The 21,430-nt window shown below is 67.5% G+C and carries 21 protein-coding genes and 1 tRNA gene; 15 read left to right on the top strand and 7 right to left on the bottom strand.

The genetic code is table 11. The features are described 5' to 3' along the window. Positions 1-78: 78 nt before the first annotated feature. The 3 genes from R1Z03_RS07905 to folC are packed head-to-tail and all read right to left on the bottom strand — an operon-like array spanning position 79 to position 2,789. Positions 79-567 carry a CvpA family protein gene (locus R1Z03_RS07905; protein WP_284431507.1) on the bottom strand — a complete coding sequence of 163 codons (489 nt, stop codon included), beginning with the start codon at positions 565-567 and terminating at the stop codon, positions 79-81. 25 nt (positions 568-592) lie between these two features. After that, positions 593-1,441: an SPOR domain-containing protein gene (locus R1Z03_RS07900; protein WP_317358472.1), complete on the bottom strand. Its 849-nt coding sequence runs from the start codon at positions 1,439-1,441 to the stop codon at positions 593-595. A 22-nt stretch (positions 1,442-1,463) separates the two neighbouring features. Beyond that, positions 1,464-2,789 (bottom strand): bifunctional tetrahydrofolate synthase/dihydrofolate synthase, encoded by a 1,326-nt coding sequence (gene folC / locus R1Z03_RS07895; protein WP_284431505.1) that lies wholly within the window; start codon positions 2,787-2,789, stop codon positions 1,464-1,466. Between the two features lie 47 nt (positions 2,790-2,836). Between folC and R1Z03_RS07890 the strand changes: the two genes are divergently transcribed. The 6 genes from R1Z03_RS07890 to R1Z03_RS07865 all read left to right on the top strand — a co-directional run bounded on the left by R1Z03_RS07890 (position 2,837) and on the right by R1Z03_RS07865 (position 7,501). Continuing rightward, entirely contained in the window at positions 2,837-3,250 is a 414-nt protein-coding gene (locus R1Z03_RS07890; protein WP_317358470.1) for an ArsC family reductase, read from the top strand. 112 nt (positions 3,251-3,362) lie between these two features. Beyond that, positions 3,363-3,998: a glycine zipper 2TM domain-containing protein gene (locus tag R1Z03_RS07885; protein ID WP_284406185.1), complete on the top strand. Its 636-nt coding sequence runs from the start codon at positions 3,363-3,365 to the stop codon at positions 3,996-3,998. Between the two features lie 181 nt (positions 3,999-4,179). Then, positions 4,180-4,497, top strand: a complete 318-nt coding sequence (locus R1Z03_RS07880) for a pyrimidine/purine nucleoside phosphorylase (RefSeq protein WP_284406184.1) — start codon at positions 4,180-4,182, stop codon at positions 4,495-4,497. 17 nt (positions 4,498-4,514) lie between these two features. Further along, complete coding sequence (argG, locus tag R1Z03_RS07875; protein WP_272568543.1) at positions 4,515-5,858, top strand: argininosuccinate synthase; 1,344 nt, start codon at positions 4,515-4,517, stop codon at positions 5,856-5,858. Positions 5,859-6,015: 157 nt separating this feature from the next. Then, positions 6,016-6,906, top strand: a complete 891-nt coding sequence (gene sigJ, locus R1Z03_RS07870; protein WP_317358464.1) for an RNA polymerase sigma factor SigJ — start codon at positions 6,016-6,018, stop codon at positions 6,904-6,906. Between the two features lie 136 nt (positions 6,907-7,042). Next, complete coding sequence (locus tag R1Z03_RS07865; protein WP_317358461.1) at positions 7,043-7,501, top strand: carboxymuconolactone decarboxylase family protein; 459 nt, start codon at positions 7,043-7,045, stop codon at positions 7,499-7,501. A 149-nt stretch (positions 7,502-7,650) separates the two neighbouring features. Here R1Z03_RS07865 and murB read toward each other — a convergent pair whose 3' ends face one another. After that, positions 7,651-8,733: a UDP-N-acetylmuramate dehydrogenase gene (gene murB / locus R1Z03_RS07860; protein ID WP_317358459.1), complete on the bottom strand. Its 1,083-nt coding sequence runs from the start codon at positions 8,731-8,733 to the stop codon at positions 7,651-7,653. Between the two features lie 67 nt (positions 8,734-8,800). On the opposite strand from murB, the gene R1Z03_RS07855 reads away from it, so the two are divergent. Genes R1Z03_RS07855 through R1Z03_RS07845 form a run of 3 tightly spaced genes read left to right on the top strand, consistent with a single transcriptional unit; the run spans position 8,801 to position 11,020 of the window. Beyond that, positions 8,801-9,286: a YajQ family cyclic di-GMP-binding protein gene (locus R1Z03_RS07855; RefSeq protein WP_272568536.1), complete on the top strand. Its 486-nt coding sequence runs from the start codon at positions 8,801-8,803 to the stop codon at positions 9,284-9,286. Positions 9,287-9,342: 56 nt separating this feature from the next. Then, a complete protein-coding gene (locus tag R1Z03_RS07850; protein WP_284412005.1) occupies positions 9,343-9,990 on the top strand; it encodes a TIGR02281 family clan AA aspartic protease in 648 nt (215 codons plus the stop codon). A 10-nt stretch (positions 9,991-10,000) separates the two neighbouring features. Next, complete coding sequence (locus R1Z03_RS07845; protein WP_284398701.1) at positions 10,001-11,020, top strand: HD-GYP domain-containing protein; 1,020 nt, start codon at positions 10,001-10,003, stop codon at positions 11,018-11,020. Between the two features lie 39 nt (positions 11,021-11,059). Here R1Z03_RS07845 and plsY read toward each other — a convergent pair whose 3' ends face one another. From plsY to R1Z03_RS07830, 3 genes are all read right to left on the bottom strand, one after another. Beyond that, positions 11,060-11,695, bottom strand: coding sequence for a glycerol-3-phosphate 1-O-acyltransferase PlsY (plsY, locus tag R1Z03_RS07840; RefSeq protein WP_317358455.1), 636 nt, complete (start codon positions 11,693-11,695; stop codon positions 11,060-11,062). Between the two features lie 107 nt (positions 11,696-11,802). Continuing rightward, the gene (locus R1Z03_RS07835; RefSeq protein WP_317358453.1) at positions 11,803-12,306 is read right to left on the bottom strand and encodes an aminoacyl-tRNA deacylase; all 504 of its coding nucleotides are present in this window, start codon (positions 12,304-12,306) and stop codon (positions 11,803-11,805) included. Further along, the gene (locus R1Z03_RS07830) at positions 12,303-13,364 is read right to left on the bottom strand and encodes an aldo/keto reductase (RefSeq protein ID WP_317358450.1); all 1,062 of its coding nucleotides are present in this window, start codon (positions 13,362-13,364) and stop codon (positions 12,303-12,305) included. Before R1Z03_RS07830 ends, R1Z03_RS07835 begins: the two co-directional genes overlap by 4 nt. A 174-nt stretch (positions 13,365-13,538) precedes the next feature. On the opposite strand from R1Z03_RS07830, the gene R1Z03_RS07825 reads away from it, so the two are divergent. From R1Z03_RS07825 to R1Z03_RS07800, 6 genes are all read left to right on the top strand, one after another. Beyond that, the gene (locus R1Z03_RS07825; RefSeq protein ID WP_317358446.1) at positions 13,539-14,492 is read left to right on the top strand and encodes an alpha/beta hydrolase; all 954 of its coding nucleotides are present in this window, start codon (positions 13,539-13,541) and stop codon (positions 14,490-14,492) included. A gap of 186 nt (positions 14,493-14,678) precedes the next feature. Further along, a protein-coding gene (gene prfB, locus R1Z03_RS07820; protein ID WP_272552141.1) for a peptide chain release factor 2 occupies positions 14,679-15,783 on the top strand; the annotation gives its coding sequence in 2 pieces (ribosomal slippage) (positions 14,679-14,759 and positions 14,761-15,783; 1,104 coding nt in all). Between the two features lie 25 nt (positions 15,784-15,808). Next, positions 15,809-18,529, top strand: a complete 2,721-nt coding sequence (pepN, locus tag R1Z03_RS07815) for an aminopeptidase N (protein WP_317360282.1) — start codon at positions 15,809-15,811, stop codon at positions 18,527-18,529. A 29-nt stretch (positions 18,530-18,558) separates the two neighbouring features. Continuing rightward, entirely contained in the window at positions 18,559-19,566 is a 1,008-nt protein-coding gene (locus R1Z03_RS07810) for a class 1 fructose-bisphosphatase (protein ID WP_317358444.1), read from the top strand. 11 nt (positions 19,567-19,577) lie between these two features. After that, positions 19,578-19,653: transfer RNA gene (locus tag R1Z03_RS07805), tRNA-Thr, on the top strand. Between the two features lie 1,076 nt (positions 19,654-20,729). Then, positions 20,730-21,191 carry a hypothetical protein gene (locus tag R1Z03_RS07800; RefSeq protein WP_317358442.1) on the top strand — a complete coding sequence of 154 codons (462 nt, stop codon included), beginning with the start codon at positions 20,730-20,732 and terminating at the stop codon, positions 21,189-21,191. The last annotated feature ends 239 nt before the right edge of the window (positions 21,192-21,430 follow it).

The raw sequence follows: 21,430 nt of genomic DNA, 5'->3' as shown, positions 1-21,430 counted from the left end.
ATTCGCGTTCCATCCAAAGGCGGGCGATCCCGCAATAAAAAATCAGTGCAGCGCCACCGGGGTGGCACCGCGTCCCTGTCATGAAGGCAGATGCCTTCCCAGCGCTGGCGGCAAAGCCGGCTTCAAAACTTCCAGCATCCCCGTCAATATGGGGGCGGCCTGCGACTCTTTCCACCACAGCCCCTCCTGCAAGGGGGTCCACAGCACCACGAGCGATGCCGCCAGCAGCAACACCATGCCCCGCAACGCGCCAAATGCGGCCCCGAGCGTGCGGTCCACGGGGCGCAGGCCCACCGCTTCGATCAATTTCTTGGCCAGCCAGGCCAGGAATCCACAGGCAAACAGCGTGCCGATGAACGCCAGCGCAAAGCCCGCCGCATGCCGGACGGACTCGGCCGAATCGGAAATCGGCAGCCACCGCCCCACGTCCTCGGCCCACCACTGGGCCATGAAAAAGGCCATGACCCAGCCCGCCAGCGACAGCACCTCATAAATCAGCCCGCGCCAGGCCCCCAGCACCAGGGACCCCAGCAGCACCGCCAAGAAAATCCAGTCCAGCGATGCCATGTACGCACGCGAGCCCGTCGGCCGGCTACAGCGCCAGGACCGAAGCCGACAGGCCCAGGCCCTTCACGCGCGCAGCCGCCTTGTCCGCTTCGGCGCGGGAGGCATAGGGGCCGACCCTGACGCGGGTGCGTTTACCGTCCTTGGTGTCCACCACCTGGGTGTAGGTCTTGAGGCCGGCGCGCTCCAGCGACTGGCGCACTTCGCGGGCCTTGTCGGCATCGGCGAAGGCACCCACCTGCACGATCAGCCGGCCCTCTTCGCTTTTGGATGCTGCCGCGGCCGGCGCCGGGGTATCGCGCCCTTCGAGCAAGGCCCGCGCACGCGCCGCGTCTTCCGAGCGCTGCGGTTTGGCCTCGGGCTTGGGTTCAGGTTTGGTTTCTGGTTTCGATTCGTGAATCTGCGGCTTCGGCTCCGGCCGGGGCATCGGCTTGGGCTCGGCCCGCACCTCGGGCTTGGACGCCGCTGCAGGCGCGGGCGCAGGGGCGTGCACCGGAGCAGACGCCGCCGGCTTGGGCGCGTTGCGGCTGGACGGCACGACCTCTTCGCCTTCGGCCAGCCCCCCGGCCGACGCCATGGCCGGGGCCGAAGCTGCCGGACGGGCCGGCGCGGCCTCGGGCACCACCAGGGGAGCCACCTTGTTGCGATCGGGAATGTCGATGGGAATATCGACCGGGATGGGGCGCGGCTGGGTGTCGAACAGGATGGGGAAACCCACCACCCCCAGCAACACCAGCACCGCTGCGCCGATCAGCCGGTGCCGTGCGCGCCGACGCATGGCCTCGATGCTCTCAGCCTGGGCATTGCGCGAACGCTTGCCCGCGGGTTTATCGGGTTGCTCCTTGCTGCCGGGCCACCGAAACTTGAAAAATGCCATGGAGTGCAGAATCGTGCGGACCTTATGCGCCCAGATGCTTGGCCTGCAGGCGAGGCGTCCCATTGGTCAGAACGCCGCCCACCGTGTAGAACGAGCCAAAGACCACGATTCTATCAGCCGGCTCCGCGGCATCGACGGCCGCCTGCAGTGCCTGCTGGGGGTCCACGTGCAGGCTGGTGGGCACGGTGCGGCGCCCCCCGGCCACGATCTGCAGGGCGTTCCATTTCTGCTGCAGGCCCGCGGCGCTCTCGGCGCGGGGCGTGGGCAGATCGGTGAAATACCAGCGGTCCACCAGCGGACCGATCTTGGCCAGCATGGGGCCGAGGTCCTTGTCGGCCATGGCGCCCAGCACGGCATGCGTGGTGGGGAAGAACCCCATCGCGTCCAGGTTGGCGGTCAGCGCCGCCACCGAATGGGGGTTGTGCGCCACATCCAGCACCAGGGTCGGCTGGCCGGGAACGATCTGGAAGCGCCCGGGCAGTTCCACCATGGCCAGCCCGTTGCGCACCGCCTGGGCGGTGACCGGAAGCCGGTCGCGCAGGGCCTCGAGCGCCGCCAGGGCGCCGGAGGCATTGACGAGCTGGTTGGCGCCCCGCAAGGAAGGGTAGGCCATGCCGGCGTAGCGGCGGCCCCGCCCGGCCCAGCTCCACTGCTGCTTGTCGCCCGAAAAGTTGAAGTCATGGCCGAAGCGCCACAGGTCGGCGCCGATTTCCAGCGCATGGTCGAGCACGCTCTGCGGCGCCATGGGATCGCTCACCACCACGGGGCGGCCCGTGCGCATGATGCCGGCCTTCTCGCGCCCGATGGTTTCGCGGTCGGGCCCCAGGAACTCGGTGTGGTCGATGTCGATGCTGGTGATGACGGCGCAGTCCGTGTCGATCACGTTGGTGGCATCGAGCCGCCCGCCCAGGCCGACCTCGAGGATGGCCACATCCAGCCGCGACAGGCTCATGAGCCGCAGGATCGCCAGGGTGGTGAACTCGAAGTACGACAGCGAGATGTCCTCGCCGTCCAGGGTCCTGGCGCTTTCCACGGCGGCGAAGTGCGCGACCAGATCCGATGCGGCGACGATCTCGCCGTGGATGCGGCACCGCTCCTCGAAGTGCACCAGGTGCGGCGACGTGTACACCCCGGTGCGGTACCCCGACTGCAGCGCCACCGCTTCGAGCATGGCGCAGGTGGAGCCTTTGCCGTTGGTGCCGGCCACGGTAATGACTGGGCAGTCGAACCGCAGATCCATGCGCCGGGCCACGGCACGCACGCGGTCCAGGCCCATGTCGATGTTCTTCGGGTGCAGGCGCTCACAATGGCCGAGCCAGCCTTCCAGGGTGTCGAAATTGGTGTGCATACGGGGCCGGATTGTCGCCGAGCGCGGCTTGCACGATGATCAGCGCCATGAGTACCCCCACCCGTACCCCCGCCCATCCCGCCGCCCGCCCGGCCACCACCGTGCTCTACGGCATTCCCAACTGCGACACCGTCAAGAAGGCCCGCGCCTGGCTCGCCGCCCAGGGCGTTGCGCACCAGTTCCACGACTTCAAGAAGCAGGGCGTGCCGGCCGATCGCCTGCCGCATTGGGCCGATGCGGTGGGCTGGGAAAAGCTGCTCAACCGCCAGGGAACGACTTGGCGCAAGCTGGATGCGGACACCCAGGCCGCCGTGCACGACGCAAGCAGCGCCGCCGAGGTGATGAAGGCGCAGCCCAGCGTCATCAAGCGCCCGGTCGTGGAATGGGCGGACGGCCGCATCACCGTGGGTTTCAACGAAGCCGATTGGAACGAAGCCGCCACCGCGCGCTCCAAGCCCTGAAACGGCACAAATCTTTACCCAGATTTACGGCCCCCGGCTGCAGGCTTGACACGGCGACCCTAAACTTTTTCTCAGCCTGATGCGTTGTACACCGACCGAAAGGAGCTTCTCCATGAAGAAAATCATCTTGTTGACCGCGCTGGCTGCCGTTGCAGCCAGTGCCAGCGCCCAGGAGCAGGGCCGCGTCCTCTCCGCCACCCCCATCACCGAGCAGGTGGCCATTCCCCAGCAGGTGTGCGGTAACGAAACCATCTACGGCGAATCCCGGCCGACCGGCGCCGGGGCGGTGCTGGGTGCCATCGCCGGCGGGGCCACCGGCAACGCGATCGGCAAGGGCAGCGGCCGCGCCGCCGCCACCGCCATCGGGCTGATCGGCGGGGCCGTGCTGGGCAACAACATCGAGGGCACCCGGCCCGAGTACCAGAACGTGCAGCGCTGCTCCACCCAGACGTACTACGAGAACCGCACCATGGGCTACAACGTGCTGTACGAGTACGCGGGCCGCCAGTACACCACCCGCACGCAGCACGACCCGGGCGCCTGGATTCCCGTGAGCGTGCAGCCCATCGCCAGCGCACCGCCGGCCCCCGCCTACTCCGGCGGCTACGCCCAGCCGGGCGTGGTGGTCTCCACCTACCCTGGCCCGCCCGCCTACGTGACGCCCCCGTCCACCACGGTCATCGAATACCACGACAGCTACGGCCGCCCCTACTACCCGCCCCGCCCGCGCGATCCCTACTGGCGCTGAAGGGGACCACCGGCCGGACGGCCAACGCATCCAGCAGGGAGCCTTCGGGCTCCCTTTTTCGTGGGGCGCGCCTTCGGCACGGCGTTTTGGGGCGCCGCCTCGCACGGGGAACGGGGGCCGGCCGCAGCGTTCAACCTAGAATCTTCGGTTTTCCCCCTTCCTCTTCCTTTCAAGCGCATCCATGACCACCGAAACCATCGACGGCGTGTCCGTCACCACCCAAGCCAACGTGTATTTCGACGGCAAATGCGTGAGCCACAACATCACGTTTCCGGACGGCACGAAGAAATCGGTGGGCGTGATCCTGCCCGCCACGCTGACCTTCAACACCGGCGCGCCCGAGATCATGGAATGCGTGGGCGGCGAGTGCGAGTACAAGCTCGACGGCACCGACGCCTGGGTGAAGTCCGGCGCGGGCGAGAAATTCAGCGTGCCCGGCCAGTCGAAGTTCGAGATCCGCGTCGCCAGCGCCTACCACTACATCTGCCACTTCGGCTGAACCGCAAGGCACCGCACATGGCCACCATCCTCCAGAACCTGCCCCTGAACCAGAAGGTCGGCATCGCCTTCTCCGGCGGTCTCGACACCAGCGCCGCGCTGCGCTGGATGAAGAACAAGGGCGCCCTGCCCTACGCCTACACGGCCAACCTGGGCCAGCCCGACGAGCCGGACTACGACGCCATCCCCGCCAAGGCGATGGAATACGGCGCCGAAAAGGCCCGCCTGGTGGACTGCCGCACGCAGCTCGCCCATGAAGGCATCGCCGCGCTGCAGGCCGGCGCCTTCCACATCAGCACGGCCGGCATCACCTACTTCAACACCACGCCGCTGGGCCGCGCCGTCACCGGCACCATGCTGGTGGCAGCCATGAAGGAAGACGACGTCCACATCTGGGGCGACGGCTCGACCTTCAAGGGCAACGACATCGAGCGCTTTTACCGCTACGGCCTGCTCACCAACCCCTCGCTCAAGATCTACAAGCCCTGGCTGGACCAGCTGTTCATCGACGAGCTGGGCGGCCGCGCCGAAATGTCGGCCTTCATGACGAAGGAAGGCTTCGGCTACAAGATGAGCGCCGAAAAGGCCTACAGCACCGACAGCAACATGCTGGGCGCGACGCACGAGGCCAAGGACCTGGAGTTCCTGAACAGCGGCATCCGCATCGTGAACCCCATCATGGGGGTGGCGTTCTGGAAGGACGATGTCCAGGTCAAGTCCGAGGAAGTGTCGGTGCGCTTCGAGGAAGGCCAGCCCGTCGCCCTGAACGGCGTCGAGTACAACGACCCCGTGGCGCTGATCCTGGAAGCCAACCGCATCGGCGGCCGCCACGGCCTGGGGATGAGCGACCAGATCGAGAACCGCATCATCGAAGCCAAGAGCCGCGGCATCTACGAAGCCCCGGGCCTGGCGCTGCTGCACATCGCCTACGAGCGTCTGGTGACCGGCATCCACAACGAAGACACCATCGAGCAGTACCGCATGAACGGCCTGAAGCTGGGCCGCCTGCTGTACCAGGGCCGCTGGTTCGACCCGCAGGCCATCATGCTGCGCGAGACCGCCCAGCGCTGGGTGGCGCGCGCCGTGACCGGCACGGTGACGCTGGAGCTGCGCCGCGGCAACGACTACTCGCTGCTCAACACCGAGTCGCCCAACCTGACCTATGCGCCCGAGCGCCTGTCGATGGAAAAGGTGGAAGACGCGCCGTTCAGCCCCGCGGACCGCATCGGCCAGCTGACCATGCGCAACCTGGACATCATCGACACGCGCCACAAGCTGGGCGTCTACGCCCAGTCCGGCCTGCTGTCGCTGGGCGGCAATGCCGCGCTGGCGCAGCTGGGCGACGGCAGCGAGAAAAAGTAACGCCAGGCATCGAAAAGGCCTCCAGCGCTACCGCGACATGCGCTGGCAGCTATGAAAACAAGAGCAACCGCCCCGCCACCCGGCCGGGCGGTTTTCTTTTTTTGGCAGGCGGCGCGGATTCCTGTCACAAACCGGCCCGGCCACCCGTCTTGAAGGCATGAACGCCGACATTCCCCTCGCCCCGGACCCGCACACCGCCACGTTCCTTCAGCACCGCCCGCGCCTCCTGGGCGTGGCCTACCGCATGCTGGGCAGCCGCGCCGATGCGCAGGACGTGCTGCAGGACGCCTGGCTGCGCTGGCAGTCCACGCCGGCCGAGCGCGTGCAGACGGCCGAGGCCTGGCTGGTGACCACCGTCACCCGCCTGTGCGTGGACCGGCTGCGCGCCACCCGCACCGAGCGAGAGGCCTACAGCGGCCCGTGGCTGCCCGAACCCTGGCTGGACCGCGACGCCACCGCGCCGGCGGCCGATGCGCGCGCCGAGCTGGCGTCCGATCTGTCCATCGCGCTGCTGGTGGTGCTGGAACGCCTGTCGCCCGACGAGCGCGCCGCCTTCCTGCTGCACGACGTGTTCGACAGCGACTACGGCGAGATCGCCACCGTGCTGGACCGCAGCGAGGCGGCCTGCCGCCAGCTGGTGCACCGCGCCCGCACCCAGGTGCGCCGGGAGAAGGTGCGCTTTTCGGCCACGCCGGACGCCGCGCGGGCCCTGCTGCACCGCCTCGTGGACGCGATGCGCGCCCAGGACCACGGCGCCCTGCTCGCCCTCTTTGCGCCGGACGCCACCTGGACGCCCGATGCGGGCGGCAAGGTCCAGGCCGCCACCAAGGTGGTGCGCGGCCCCCGGGCCCTGGCCCGGCTGGCGGCGGGTCTGTGGCGCGTGTACCTGCGCCACCTCGCCGTGCAGGAAGTGCAGATCAACGGCACGCCGGGTCTGGTGCTGCGCGAGGGCGGCACGCCGCGCGTGGCGCTGGCCTTGCAGACCGACGGCACGCACATCCACGGCATCTACGCCGTGCTGAACCCGGACAAGCTGCGCGGGCTGTAGGCCCCGCCGCCGCCGGGTCCCGTTTTCCCGATCCGTTCCCATGGCATGGCACCCGCGCCGGGTGCGGGCCGCGCCATGGGCCACGGTTTTCCCACCCGCTCCTTCCTTCAACCACCACCGCCACGAAAGGCTCCCCATGTCCCAAGCCCGCATCGACCTCATGAAAAACCACCCCGCCACCGCGAACGCCATGATGGCGCTGGAGAACCAGTTGCGCGCTGGCGCCCTGCCCCTTGCCCTCAAGGAGCTGGTGAAGATGCGCGTGTCGCAGATCAACGGCTGCGCGTTCTGCATCGACCTGCACGTGGGCGTGGCCCGCCGGCATGGCGAGACCGACCGGCGCCTGCACCTGCTGGCCGCCTGGCGCGAGGCCGGCCTGTTCGATGCCCGCGAACGCGCGGCGCTGGCCTGGGCCGAATCGCTGACCCGCCTGGCCGCCACGCAGGACGTGCCGGACGCGGTCTATGACATGGTGGCGGCGCAGTTCTCGGAGGCGGAGATCGTCGAGCTGTCGCTGGCCGTCGTCGCCATCAACGGCTGGAACCGGTTCCAGGTCGCCTTCCGCGCGCCACCGGCGGGCGGCGCCAGCGCCTGAGCGCCCCGTTCGGGCAGTCGCACCGAAATCAGAGCCCAATCGGCCTGACGCCCTAGTCAAACATGCCATTCATGCTATTAATAGCATAGCAATCTCTCCGCGACGGGTTTGCAGCCGCTTCGCGGCAGAACCGGCCGCACGCGCCGGGCCTAGACCACCACCGGCTCCGGCTCCAGCCGGATGCCGAAGCGCTCGTACACGCTGGTCTGGATGGCCTTGGCCAGCGTCATCACTTCGCCGCCGGTCACGCTGTCGGCGCCCCGGCCGCGGTTGACCAGCACCAGCGCCTGCTTTTCGTACACGCCGGCCTTGCCCACGCTCTTGCCCTTCCAGCCGCAGGCATCGATCAGCCAGCCCGCCGCCAGCTTGATGGTGCCGTCGGGCATGGGGTAGTGCACGATGCGCGGCTCGCGGGCGATGATGTCCGAGCACTGGTCGGGCGTGACCGTGGGGTTCTTGAAGAAGCTGCCGGCGTTGCCCACCACCGCCGGGTCGGGCAGCTTGGCGCGGCGCACCTCGCACACCCATTCGAAGATCTGCTGCGCCGTGGGCTCGGCCACGCCGGCCTCGGCCCGCTTGCGCTCCAGGTCGAGGTAGCCCAGCTCGGGCTTCCAGGGCTTGGGCAGGCGAAAGCGCACGTGCGTGATGGCCGCGCGCCCCGCCAGGCCCATGCCGCGCGGCGCGCTGCCCTCGGCGGCGCCCGCGGGGGCGGCGGGGGCCTGGTGCTTGAAGACGGAATCGCGGTAGCCGAACGCGCATTGGGCGGCATCGAGCGTGAACGGCTGGCCCGTCGCCAGGTCGATGGCGTCCAGGGAATCGAAGCGGTCCTGCAGCTCGACGCCGTAGGCGCCGATGTTCTGCACGGGCGCCGCGCCCACGGTGCCGGGGATGAGGGCCAGGTTTTCCAGGCCGGGAAACCCGTGCGCCAGGGTCCAGGCGACGGCGTCGTGCCAGGACTCGCCGGCGCCGGCCTCCACGATGAAGGCCTGGGGGGTTTCCTGCACCAGCCGCAGGCCCTTGATCTCCATCTTGAGGACCACGGGCTTGACGTCGCCGGTGAGGACGATGTTGCTGCCGCCGCCCAACACGAAGACGGGCGAGCCCGCCAGCTGCGGGTCGGACACCAGGGCGCGCACGTCATCGACCGAGCGGGCACGCACCAGCGTATGGGCGCGGGCCACGATGCCGAAGGTATTGCAGTGCTGCAGGGGAGCGTTTTTCTCGACTAACATCGACCGGATTGTCGCACCCGGCCCCTTTTCGCGGCCGGGTTCTCCCCCAGTTTCCGAGAGTGATGCCATGCCTTCTTTTGACACCGTTTGTGAAGCCAACCTCGTAGAAGTGAAGAACGCGGTCGAAAACACCGCCAAGGAAATCGGCACGCGCTTCGACTTCAAGGGCACGTCCGCCGCCATCGAGATCAAGGACAAGGAGATCACGCTGTTCGGCGATGCCGACTTCCAGCTCACCCAGGTGGAAGACATCCTGCGCAACAAGCTCACCAAGCGCAACGTGGACGTGCGCTTTCTCGACATGGAAAAGCCGCAGAAGGTCGGCGGCGACAAGGTCAAGCAGGTCGTGAAGGTGCGCAACGGCATCGAGAGCGAGCTGGCCAAGAAGATCCAGAAGCTCCTCAAGGAAAGCAAGCTCAAGGTGCAGGCCGCCATCCAGGAAGAGAAAGTGCGCGTGACCGGCGCCAAGCGCGACGACCTGCAGGCCGCCATGGCGCTGCTGCGCAAGGAAGTGGTGGACATTCCACTGTCGTTCGACAACTTCCGCGACTGACACCGACTTCCCCGCCGCCTGCCGCATCACCGCCCTCACCCCCAGGCTGCCCCTCCATGCTCCTGCGCGCCCTCCCCCTCGCTGCCGCCCTGGCGCTTGCGCCATGGCAGGCGCACGCCCAGGCGGTGGCGCTGTCCGGCATCCTGGGCGGCAAGGCGCTGCTGGTCGTCAACGGTGGCGCGCCGCGCGGCGTGGGCCCGGGTGAAAGCCACCAGGGCGTGAAGGTGGTCTCGGTCGGCCGCGAGGAGGCGGTGGTCGAACTGGCCGGCGCGCGGCGCACGTTGATCCTGGGCGAGGCCCCGGTCAGCGTGGGCAGCCGCGGCGCCGCCGGCACGGGCCGGCGCGTGGTGCTCACCGCCGACAGCCGCGGGCATTTCGTGAACAGCGGCACCATCAACGGCCGGCCGATGCAGTACCTGGTGGACACCGGCGCCAGTACCGTGGCCATCGGCCAGCCGGAGGCGGAACGAATGGGCCTGGCCTACCGCAGCGGGCAGCCCGTAGTGCTGGGCACGGCCAACGGCACGGCCCAGGGCTGGCGGATCAAGCTCGATTCGGTGCGCATCGGCGACGTCGAGGTGCTCGGCGTGGACGCCGTCGTCACGCCCCAGGCCATGCCCTTCGTGCTGCTGGGCAACAGTTTCCTGAACGAGTTCCAGATGAGCCGCATCAACGACCAGATGGTGCTGGAAAAGCGCCAGTAGCCCGCGCCCCATGCCCCATAGCCCCCCCAGCGCCGGCGAGCCGTCCGACAGCGAATACGAAGACCTGCTTGGACTGTGGTCGGACCTGGAATCCGCCCTGGCGGTGATCCTCTCGCGGCCCCTGCAGGTGCACGACTTTCCCGCCAAGGTGCGCCAGTGCGACCGGTGGCTGCAGGAACTGGTGGCGCACGACATCGACGCGGCGCTGTACCTGATGTTCCAGCTGGCCTCCACCTCCACGGTGGGCTACAGCACCTCGCACGCCCTGGTGTGCGGCACGCTGTGCCACATCCTTGCGCACGAACTGCAGCTGCCCTCCCTGGAGCGCGACAGCCTGGTGCGTGCCGCGATCACCATGAACATCGGCATGACCGCGCTGCAGGACGAGCTGGCCAGCCAGCGCGAGCGGCCCAGCCCCGCGCAGCAGGAGGCCATCGAGGCGCACCCGCTGCGCAGCATGACCCTGCTGGAGCAGCTGGACGTGAAGGACCCGCTGTGGCTGGACGTCGTGGGCCAGCACCATGCGCCGTTGGCCGAGACGCAGCCGCTGGCGGGCATGCCCGCCGAGGACCGGCTCAGCCGCATCCTGGGGACGATCGACCGCTACGCCGCGATGATCAGCCCGCGCAAGTCGCGTGCGGGCCGCAGCGCCACGGACTCGGTGCGCGCCATCGTGGGCCAGGACGTGGACCGGCGCGACGAAGTCACCTATGCGCTGGTGCGCGCCGTCGGGCTGTGCCCGCCCGGCACCTTCGTGCGGCTGGACAACGGCGAGACCGCGCTGGTGCTGCGCCGCAGCGAGAAGGTCAACGCCCCCCTGGTGGCCAGCCTGCTGGACCGCGACGGTGAGCACCTGGCCCAGCCCCGGCTACACCAGACGGCCAGCGGCCGGCCACGCATCCAGTCGGCGCTGGCCCGACCCGCGGTGAAGGTGGAGATCAACCACCGCACGCTGGTGCGCCTGGGCCACTACGCGGCCCAGCACAGCAGCGGGCTGATGGGGTTGGTGAGCACGGCCGGCCGGCCCTGACCGGGCGGCTACCCCCCGCTTGGCTCCGTTCCCTTCGATTCAGGGCTTTTTCTTCTTCTGGCCCAGCCGGGATTCGGTGCCGGCCATGAGGCGGCGGATGTTTTCGCGGTGCCGCCACACCAGCAGCGCCGACATGGCGGCGATGGCCACGCCGATGGTCGCCTCGGTGTACCAGAGCACGCCGCCGAACATCACGTAGTACAGCGGCGCGAACACCGCCGCCGCGAGCGACGCGCCCGAAGAGTAGCGAAAGAAGAACGCGATGATGACCCAGGTCAGCAGCGTGGCCAGCCCCAGCCATGGGCTGATGCCGACCAGCACGCCCAGCGCCGTGGCCACGCCCTTGCCGCCCTCGAAGCGGAAGAACACGGGCCACAGATGCCCGAGGAATGCCGCCAGGCCCACCAGCGCCACCGTGCCGTCCTCCAGGCCATGGGGCTTGCCGAAGGCCTGCACCAGCACCACGGGCAGCCAGCCCTTGACCGCATCGAGCAGCAGCGTGATCACGGCCGCGGCCTTGGAGCCGGAGCGCAGCACGTTGGTGGCGCCGGGGTTCTTGCTGCCATAGGTGCGGGGATCGTTCAGGCCCATGGTGCGGCTCACGATGACAGCGAACGACAGGGAGCCCAGCAGGTAGGCGGCCACGGTGGCCAGGAGGCAATAGACGGTGGTCAAGGTAGGAATTCCTTCAGGATGCGGGCGTCACGAGAGGGCGGTGGCGGGCGCCACGGGGGGCCGGTGGCCGGCGCCCCGAAGGCGCGGCCCCGGTTCGGCGGGGCGGCCTATTCTGCCAGCGCGCACTGCACCGGTTTGGCACCGAGCTGCTGCACGCACACCTGCGGATCGATCTGCACCAGAAAGCCCCGGCGGCCGCCGTTGATGGCGATGCGCGGCAGCGCGAGGATGCTTTCCTCGATGTACACCGGCATGTCGCGCCGCGTGCCGAACGGCGAGGTGCCGCCCACCAGGTAGCCGCTGTGGCGGTTGGCCACCTCGGGCTGGCAGGGCTCGACCGACTTGGCGCCGATCTGGCGGGCCAGGTTCTTCGTGGACACCTTGCGGTCGCCATGCATGAGCACGATGAGGGGTTTCGCATCCTGGTCCTGCATCACCAGCGTCTTGACGACGACGTGCTCGTCCAGCCCCAGGCTGGCCGCGCTGTGCGCGGTGCCGCCGTGCTCCACGTAGTCGTAGGGGTGCTCGGTGAAGGGCACGCCCTGGCGCCGCAGCCACTGGGTGGCCGGGGTCTCGCTCACATGGGCGGCCTTGGCGGCCTTCTTGCTCACAGTGCCGGGTCTCGCAGTTCCCAGCGGACTGAGTCAATGGCCGCGAGCAGCTCGGGCGAGAGCACCGTGCCCCAGGCATCGAGGTCTTCGTCCAACTGGGCCAGCGAGGTCACGCCGATGATGGTGCTGGCCACCTGCCACTTGGTGTAGCAGAACGCCAGCGCCATCTGCGTGGGCGTGAGGCCGTGCTCGCGCGCCAGCGCGTTGTAGCGGCGCGAGGCCTCCAGCGCCTCGGGGCGGCCCCAGCGCTGCTTGCGCACCGATTCGTAGCTGGCGATGCGCGCGCCCTTCGGCGCACCGGCGCCGGTCGTGCCGCTGGCGTCGTACTTGCCCGTCAGCAGCCCGAAGCCCAGGGGCGAATACGCCAGCAGCGACACGCCCAGGCGGTGGCAGGACTCGTCCATGCCGTTTTCCCAGGTGCGGTTGATGAGGCAGTACGGGTTCTGCACCGTGGCCACGCGCGGCAGGCCGTGCTGCTCGGCCAGCCGCACGAACTCGTGCACGCCGTAAGGCGTTTCGTTGGACAGGCCGATGGCGCGCACCTTGCCGGCCTGCACCAGCCCGGCCAGCGCCTGCAGCTGGTCGTGGATAGGCGTGGCCGAGGTTTCCTTGCCGGGGTCGTAGTACACCGTGCCGAACGCGGGAACGTGGCGCTCGGGCCAGTGGATCTGGTAGAGGTCGATCACGTCGGTCTGCAGGCGGCGCAGGCTGGCGTCGCACGAGGCCACGATGTCGGCCGGGGTCATTCCCTTGCCTTCGCGCACCCAGGGCATGCCGCGCGAGGGGCCCGCCACCTTGGTGGCCAGCACCGTCTTTTCGCGGGCGCCGGGGCGGCTGGCGAACCAGCGGCCGATGATGGTCTCGGTGGCGCCGTAGGTCTCGGCGCGCGCCGGCACGGCGTACATCTCGGCGGTGTCGATGAAGTTCACGCCCCGCTCCAGCGAGCGGTCGAGAATGGCATGGGCCGTGGCTTCGTCCACCTGTTCGCCGAACGTCATGGTGCCCAGGCAGATGGGCGTGACCTGGAGCGCGCTGGCGCCCAATGGGATTTTTTGCATGGGGAGAGGACCTACAAGCTGCGGATGGGCTGGGCAGAATAATGGATTTTCCCTGTTCCCGCAGCGAGCGCACCGCATGCCCGAAGGCCCCCGCAGCCAGGGCCCCGAACGAGCGGCCGCCCGCTTGTCCCAGCCTTGACTGACGCCGCCGCGCCCTGCGCGAATAATCGCCCGATGTACCAGCCCGCCCGCGCCTCCCAGAGCGAATTCGTCCCCGTCCGCACCCTGCAGTACCACGTTCGCCGCTGGAACGGCGAGGCGTCGCCCGCCTCCGCTTCCCCATCTTCCCCTTCTCGGCCCCCGCTGGTGCTGATGCACGGCTGGATGGACGTGGGCGCGTCCTACCAGTTCGTGGTGGACGCGCTGTCGCAGGCGTTCTTCGCCGGCCGCACGGTCATCGCGCCCGACTGGCGGGGCTTCGGCCTGAGCCGCCTGCCGGCGCCCTGCGACCACTACGTGTTCGCCGACTACCTGGCCGACCTGGACCACCTGCTGGACCACTACGCGCCCGGCCAGCCGGTCGATCTGGTGGGCCACAGCATGGGCGGCAACGTGTGCATGGCCTATGCCGGCGTGCGGCCCGCGCGCATCCGCCGGCTGGTGAACCTGGAAGGCTTCGGCCTGCCGGCCACCACGCCCGACCAGGCCCCCCGGCGCTACGCGCAGTGGATGGACGAGATCCGGGCGCTGGAGCGCGGCGAGAAATCGCTCAAGGCCTACGACAGCGCCGACGGCGTGGCCCAGCGCCTCATCAAGACCAACCCGCGCCTGTCCGCCGACAAGGCCGCCTGGCTGGCCCGCCAGTGGGCCGCGCCCGACGCGCAGGGCCGCTGGCGCATCCTGGGCGATGCGGCGCACAAGATCACCAGTTCGCAGATCTACCGCGTGGAGGAAGCGCTGGCCCTGTACGACGGCATCACCGCGCCCACCCTCGCGGTGGAGGCCAGCGACGACAGCATGGGCCTGTGGTGGAAGGACCGCTACGACCTGCCCGAATACCACGCCCGCCTGCGCCACGTGCGCGATTGCCGCACCGCCGTGGTCCAGGACGCCGGGCACATGCTGCACCACGACCAGCCCGGCGCGGTGGCGGCGCTGATCGAGTCGTTCCTGAGTACCCCTGGCTGAAAAAGGCCGCCAGCGCATATTCCACTAGGGCATCTTGCTATCATTTTTGAAATAGCGGCCGGTTTTGCCCCCCGGCAACGGGGCCGGCCGGCTGCGCCCTGCGCCCCGTGGAAGGGCATTGGGGGCGTGCGGCGCATCGCGTGAGAAAATCGCCGGTTATTCCACCGAACACTCAGGACACGCACCATGGACGCAGAACGCATCAACCTCATCGGCAACACCCTCTCCGACCTGACCGTGCGCACGCAAGAGTTACGGAGGTATCTTTGACTTCGATGCCAAATTCGAACGCCTGCGCACGGTAAACGCCTCGCTGGAAGACCCCACGGTCTGGAACGACCCCAAGAAGGCCCAGGAGCTGGGCAAGGAAAAGAAGAGCCTGGACGGCGTGGTGCTCACGCTGGAGCGGCTCACGCGCGAGCTGGCCGACAACACCGAGCTCTTCGACATGAGCAAGGAAGAAGGCGACGACGACGGCCTGATGACCATCGAGGCCGAGACCGCCAAGCTCAAGCCCGAGATCGAGATGCTCGAGTTCCGCCGCATGTTCAGCAACGAGGCCGATCCGCTCAACTGCTTCGTGGACATCCAGGCCGGCGCCGGCGGCACCGAGGCCTGCGACTGGGCGGGCATGCTGCTGCGCCAGTACCTCAAGTACGCCGAGCGCAAGGGCTTCAAGACCACGGTGGAAGACGAAACCCCGGGCGACGTGGCCGGCATCAAGAGCGCCACGATCAAGATCGAGGGCGAATACGCCTATGGCCTGCTGCGCACCGAGACGGGCGTGCACCGGCTGGTGCGCAAGAGCCCGTTCGACTCATCCGGCGGGCGCCACACCAGCTTCGCCAGCCTGTTCGTCTATCCGGAGATCGACGACTCGATCCAGATCGACATCAACCCGGCCGATGTGCGCACCGACACCTTCCGCGCCAGCGGCGCCGGCGGCCAGCACATCAACAAGACCGATTCGGCCGTGCGTTTGACGCACATTCCAACCGGCATCGTCGTTCAGTGCCAGGATGGCCGCAGCCAGCACAGCAACCGCGACGTGGCATGGCAGCGCCTGCGCTCGCGCCTGTACGACTTCGAGATGCGCAAGCGCCAGGAAGAGCAGCAAAAGCTGGAAGACACCAAGACCGATGTCGGCTGGGGCCACCAGATCCGCAGCTACGTGCTGGACAACAGCCGCATCAAGGACCTGCGCACCAACGTCGAAATCTCCGCCACCCAGAAGGTGCTGGACGGCGATCTCGACGCCTTCATCGAAGCCTCCCTCAAGCAGGGCGTGTAACGCGCCCGGAAAGCCCCAAGCCATGATGAGAGAAGGACACGCCACGGCCATCCACCGTGCCGACTACACCGCCCCCGCGTTCTGGATCGACACGGTGGACCTCACGTTCGACCTGGACCCGGCCAAGACCCGGGTGCTCAACAAGATGCGGCTGCGCCGCAACGCGGACGTGCCCGCGGGCGCGCTGCGGCTCGATGGCGACGAGCTGAACCTGGCGCGCGTGCTGGTCAACGGCGCAGGCACCTCGTTCAAGATGGAAGGCGGCCAGCTGGTGCTGGAGAACCTGCCGGAGGGCCACGAGCCCTTCGACCTGGAGATCTTCACCACCTGCTCTCCGACCAAGAACACGCAGCTGTCGGGCCTGTACGTGAGCCAGGGCACCTTCTTCACCCAGTGCGAGGCCGAGGGCTTTCGGCGCATCACCTACTTCCTGGACCGGCCGGACGTGATGGCCAGCTTCACCGTGCTGCTGCGCGCCGACAAGGCCGCCTACCCGGTGCTGCTGTCCAACGGCAACCTGATCGACCACGGCCCGCTGGACGATGGCCCCAACGGCGCGCGCCATTTCGCCAAGTGGCAGGACCCGCACAAGAAGCCCTGCTACCTGTTCGCGCTGGTGGCCGGCAAGCTCGTGGCGCGCGAGCAGCGCATCCGCTCGCGCTCCGGCGCCGACCACCTGCTTCAGGTGTACGTGCGCCCGGGCGACCTGGAGAAGACCGAGCACGCCATGAACTCCCTCATGGCCAGCGTGGCCTGGGACGAGGCGCGCTTCGGCCTGCCGCTGGATCTGGAGCGCTTCATGATCGTCGCCACCAGCGACTTCAACATGGGCGCGATGGAGAACAAGGGCCTGAACATCTTCAACACGAAGTACGTGCTGGCCAGCCAGGCCACGGCGACCGATGTGGATTTCGGCAACATCGAAAGCGTGGTGGGCCACGAGTACTTCCACAACTGGACCGGCAACCGCGTCACCTGCCGCGACTGGTTCCAGCTGTCGCTCAAGGAAGGCCTCACGGTCTTTCGGGACCAGGAGTTCAGCCAGGACCTGTCGGGCAGCCCCTCGGCCCGCGCCGTCAAGCGCATCGAGGACGTGCGCGTGCTGCGCACCGCGCAGTTCCCGGAAGACGCCGGCCCCATGGCGCACCCGGTGCGGCCCGACAGCTACGTCGAGATCAACAACTTCTACACCGTCACTATCTACGAAAAGGGTGCCGAGGTCGTGCGCATGATGCACACGCTGGTGGGCCGCGAAGGCTTCGCGCGCGGCATGAAGCTGTACTTCGAGCGCCACGACGGACAGGCGGTCACCTGCGACGATTTCGCGCAGGCCATCGCCGATGCCAACCCGGACAGCGACCTGGCCCGCCTGCTGCCGCAGTTCAAGCGCTGGTATTCGCAGGCCGGCACGCCGCGCGTGCAGGCCACGGGCGTGTACGACGCCGCCGCGCGCACCTACACGCTCACGCTGTCGCAAAGCCTCGCGCCCACGCCCGGCCAGCCGCTCAAGCAGCCCGCCGTGATCCCGGTGGCCCTGGGCCTGCTGGGCGCGGACGGCAGCGCGCTGCCTCTGCAACTGGAGGGCGAGGCCGCCGCGGGCGGCGCGGACCGCACCGTGGTGCTGACCGAGGCCACCCATGCGTTCACCTTCGTGAACGTGGGCTCCCAGCCCGTGCCGTCGCTGCTGCGCGGGTTCAGCGCCCCCGTGGTGCTGGACATCGACTACAGCGATGCCGAGCTGCTCGCCCTGCTGGCGCACGACACCGACGCCTTCAACCGCTGGGAGGCCGGCCAGCGCCTGGCCCTGCGCATCGCTATTAAAACAATAGCGGACGAGGCAATCAATCCGCCGGCAGGCACACCTATTGAGCAACAGATCGTGCCCGACAGCTTCGTGGAGGCCATGCGCGGCGTGCTGCGCCACCCCGCGCTGGACGCGGCCTTCAAGGAACTGGTGCTCAGCCTGCCCTCCGAGGGCTACATCGCCGAGCACCTGGACATGGTGGACCCGCAGCGTGTGCACGCCGTGCGCGAAGCGATGCGCGCGCAGCTCGCCGTCGCGCTGCAGCCGGAGTGGGAAGCCATCTGGGCGCAGCACCACGACACGGGCGCCTACCGCCCCGATGCGATCTCGGCCGGCCGCCGCGCGCTGTCGGGCCTGGCGCTGTCCATGCTGTGCCTGGCGGCCCGCACCACGGGCGACAGCGTATGGCCGGGCAAGGCGTACCAGCGCTTCAAGGACGCCAGCAACATGACCGACCGCTTCAACGCCCTCACGGCGCTGGTGTACAGCGGCCATGCCCTGGCCGAGCCGGCGCTCGCGCGCTTTCACGCCCTGTTCAAGGACGAGGCCCTGGTGCTGGACAAATGGTTCTCGCTGCAGGCGGGCGCGCCCGACCGCGGCGGGCAGGTGCTGGCCGCCGTGCAGCAGCTCATGAAACACGCGGACTTCAGCCTCAAGAACCCGAACCGCGCGCGCAGCGTGATCTTCAGCTACTGCAGCGCCAACCCCGGGGGCTTTCACCGGCTGGACGGCGCGGGCTACCAGTTCTGGGCCGATCGCGTGCTGGAACTGGACACGCTCAACCCGCAGGTGGCGGCGCGGCTGGCCCGGGCGCTCGACCGCTGGAAGAAGCTGGCCGACCCCTACCGCGGCGCAGCGCGCGACGCCATCGCCCGCGTGGCGGCCAAGCCCGACCTGTCCAACGATGTGCGCGAGGTGGTCACCCGCGCGCTGGCCGACTGATCACGTCCAAAAAATAGGAAACCCCCTCCATGGCAAAAACCATCAGCCTCACCCGCTACCTCGTCGAACAGCAGCGGGTGGACGGCCTCATCCCCTCGCAGCTGCGCCTGCTGCTCGAAGTGGTCGCCCGTGCCTGCAAGAGCATCAGCCACGCCGTGAACAAGGGCGCGCTGGGCGGCGTGCTGGGCACGGCCGCCAGCGAGAACGTGCAGGGCGAGATCCAGAAGAAGCTGGACATCATCGCCAACGAAGTGCTCATCGAAGCCAACGAATGGGGCGGCCACCTCGCGGCCATGGCATCCGAAGAGATGGACAGCATCTATGTGGTGCCCAACCGCTATCCGCAGGGCGAGTACCTGCTGCTGTTCGATCCGCTCGACGGCTCCTCCAACATCGACGTGAACGTGAGCATCGGCACCATCTTCAGCGTGCTGAAAAAGCCCGAAGGCCACCCCGGCGTCATGACCGAGGACTTCCTGCAGGCCGGCACCCAGCAGGTGGCCGCGGGCTACTGCATCTACGGCCCCCAGACCACGCTGGTGCTGACCGTGGGCGACGGCGTCGCCATGTTCACGCTGGACCGCGAGCAGGGCTCGTTCGTGCTGGTGGAAGAGAACGTGCGCATTCCCGAGGACACCAAGGAATTCGCCATCAACATGAGCAACATGCGCCACTGGGACACCCCGGTCAAGCGCTACATCGACGAATGCCTGGCCGGCACCGAAGGCCCGCGCGGCAAGGACTTCAACATGCGCTGGATCGCCAGCATGGTGGCCGACGTGCACCGCATCCTCACGCGCGGCGGCGTGTTCCTGTACCCCTGGGACAAGCGCGAACCCAACAAGCCCGGCAAGCTGCGCCTGATGTACGAAGCCAATCCCATGAGCTGGCTCGTCGAGCAGGCCGGCGGCGCCTCCACCAACGGCAAGCAGCGCATCCTGGACATCCAGCCCACGCAGTTGCACGAGCGCGTCAGCGTGGTCCTGGGCTCAAAAAATGAAGTGGAACGCGTGACACGCTACCATTCCGATATATAATTCGAGTCTTCGCCGGTGTAGCTCAGTCGGTAGAGCAGCTCATTCGTAATGAGAAGGTCGGGTGTTCGATTCATCTCTCCGGCACCATTTTTGGTAATAAAAACAACGCACTAACCTTTGCAGGTTAGTGCGTTGTTTTGCTTTTATCGGCACGTTTTTGCACACTGCGTGTGCCAGATTTGTGCCAGAGCCAGCACGCTCCCGCAGTGCCGCCAGCGCACGACATTGCACTCTCCTGCTGCTAAACTGTCATCGTCCGAGCAACTCGGACACCTGACGTTGTGAATGCAACACAAAAGGCCGGGCTTCGACGTCGCCCTGGTCACTTACCGATTGGCTGACTAGCACCCAGCCACATCGATGCTTTCCCCCCGCTGCCACCACGGCTTGCGGCGTGCTCCGATATCGTGACTTCCAAAAAATAAGGCCGGGCTTCGGTATCGCCCTGGTCAATGACCGAGTAGCCACGTGGCAAAGCTGCTCGATGACCCTAGCCACGTCATCAGGGTTATCGACATGAAGCACCGACCAGTAGCCATAGCTACGACCATGCGCAGAGCAAGTTGGGCCTGCAGTTCCAGGGACAGGCAGGCAGAGGGAGGCGTGCGCTCATGAGCATCCTTCTCACCGTGGAACAGCTTTCCACCTACCTCCACAAGTCTGTCGCCAGCATCCGCAGCGACGCGACACGCAACCCCCGCTCCCTCCCTCCCCTATGCCGTTTACCGGGCACAAAACGCCTGCTATGGCGCGCTGAAGACGTTGAACGATGGCTCGCGGCATTCGTAACAACGTCCAGCAGCAACCAGGCACCTGCGCCGCAGCAAGCTAACACGAGCCCTCGGCGAGGCCGGCCGACGAAAGCGATGCAAGTTGCAAGCGCACGTCGGAAGACAGCTCTGGACACCCGCGCCCCAGCTGCTGAAGAGGTTGATCGGTGAGCGCGCCGACATCAGTGGCGCGGCCCGCAGGACCTCCCGCGAAAAGCCCATTTCCGTCCGTGCATGGCGATATCGACACCACATACCACACGCAACAGCGTGACATGTTCGCGTCAGGCCTGGCTGCGGAAATCGGGGTAAACGCATTCGCAGTGTGGCATGCGATCAAGAGCCACGCCGACTTTCAAACCGGTGTGGCTTGGGCCAGGAATTCGACGCCTGATGTTGCTCACGGGGCTTTCTACCGATCCTGTTCAAGCCGCAATCAAGAAGCTGGTGGAAAACCACCTACTGCGCGTGACAAAGCGCGGGCAGAAGAACATCTACGTGGCACGTGAGCGCATGGATGTGAGGGTCGGCGACCTTGTGATCTGCACGATCGCCATCGACTTTGTTCCGTCCACCATGCGTGAACGCTTGGGAAAGCTCAAGCAATCTGCAGCAGGCGAAATTGAAGGGGCTGACGTGTGGGCAGAAGTCGAACTGATCCCCGGTCCCGGCATGCGTCAGGACGCCAATGGCGGTAGCTTCAAAACCGCCATGCGTGCTGATCAGATTCCCACGCAGTTGCCTTGTGTTGAGTCGTCCGTGCCCCTATCCACGCCAGCGCAGGCACGCCACCGCTTGCTCGAAATCGCAAACCAGATGCGTGGAAAGGGCCGTCCACCAATGCCTAAACATTGAGCAACCGTACCGCCTTCCGGTACGGTGCTAGTTCTGTACCGACACCCGGTACAGCGCTAGTTCTGTACCGGAAACCGGTACAGAACGAAGTTGAATTAATAAAAACAATACGGATGCAAGAGTGGACAACAATGCGGATAACCTGATCACGAGCACTGTCCGAACATGCAACCACAGCCTCTTCTCGCGCACATATCACGAAAGTTTTTGCAAGAGTGAAGCGGCTTGAAATCCGTTTT

It is taken from the genome of Acidovorax sp. BLS4, assembly GCF_032929295.1.
Classification (GTDB): Bacteria; Pseudomonadota; Gammaproteobacteria; order Burkholderiales; family Burkholderiaceae_C; genus Paracidovorax.
Note: the sequence above shows the minus strand (reverse complement) of the source record. Positions and strands in the feature narration are given on the sequence as shown.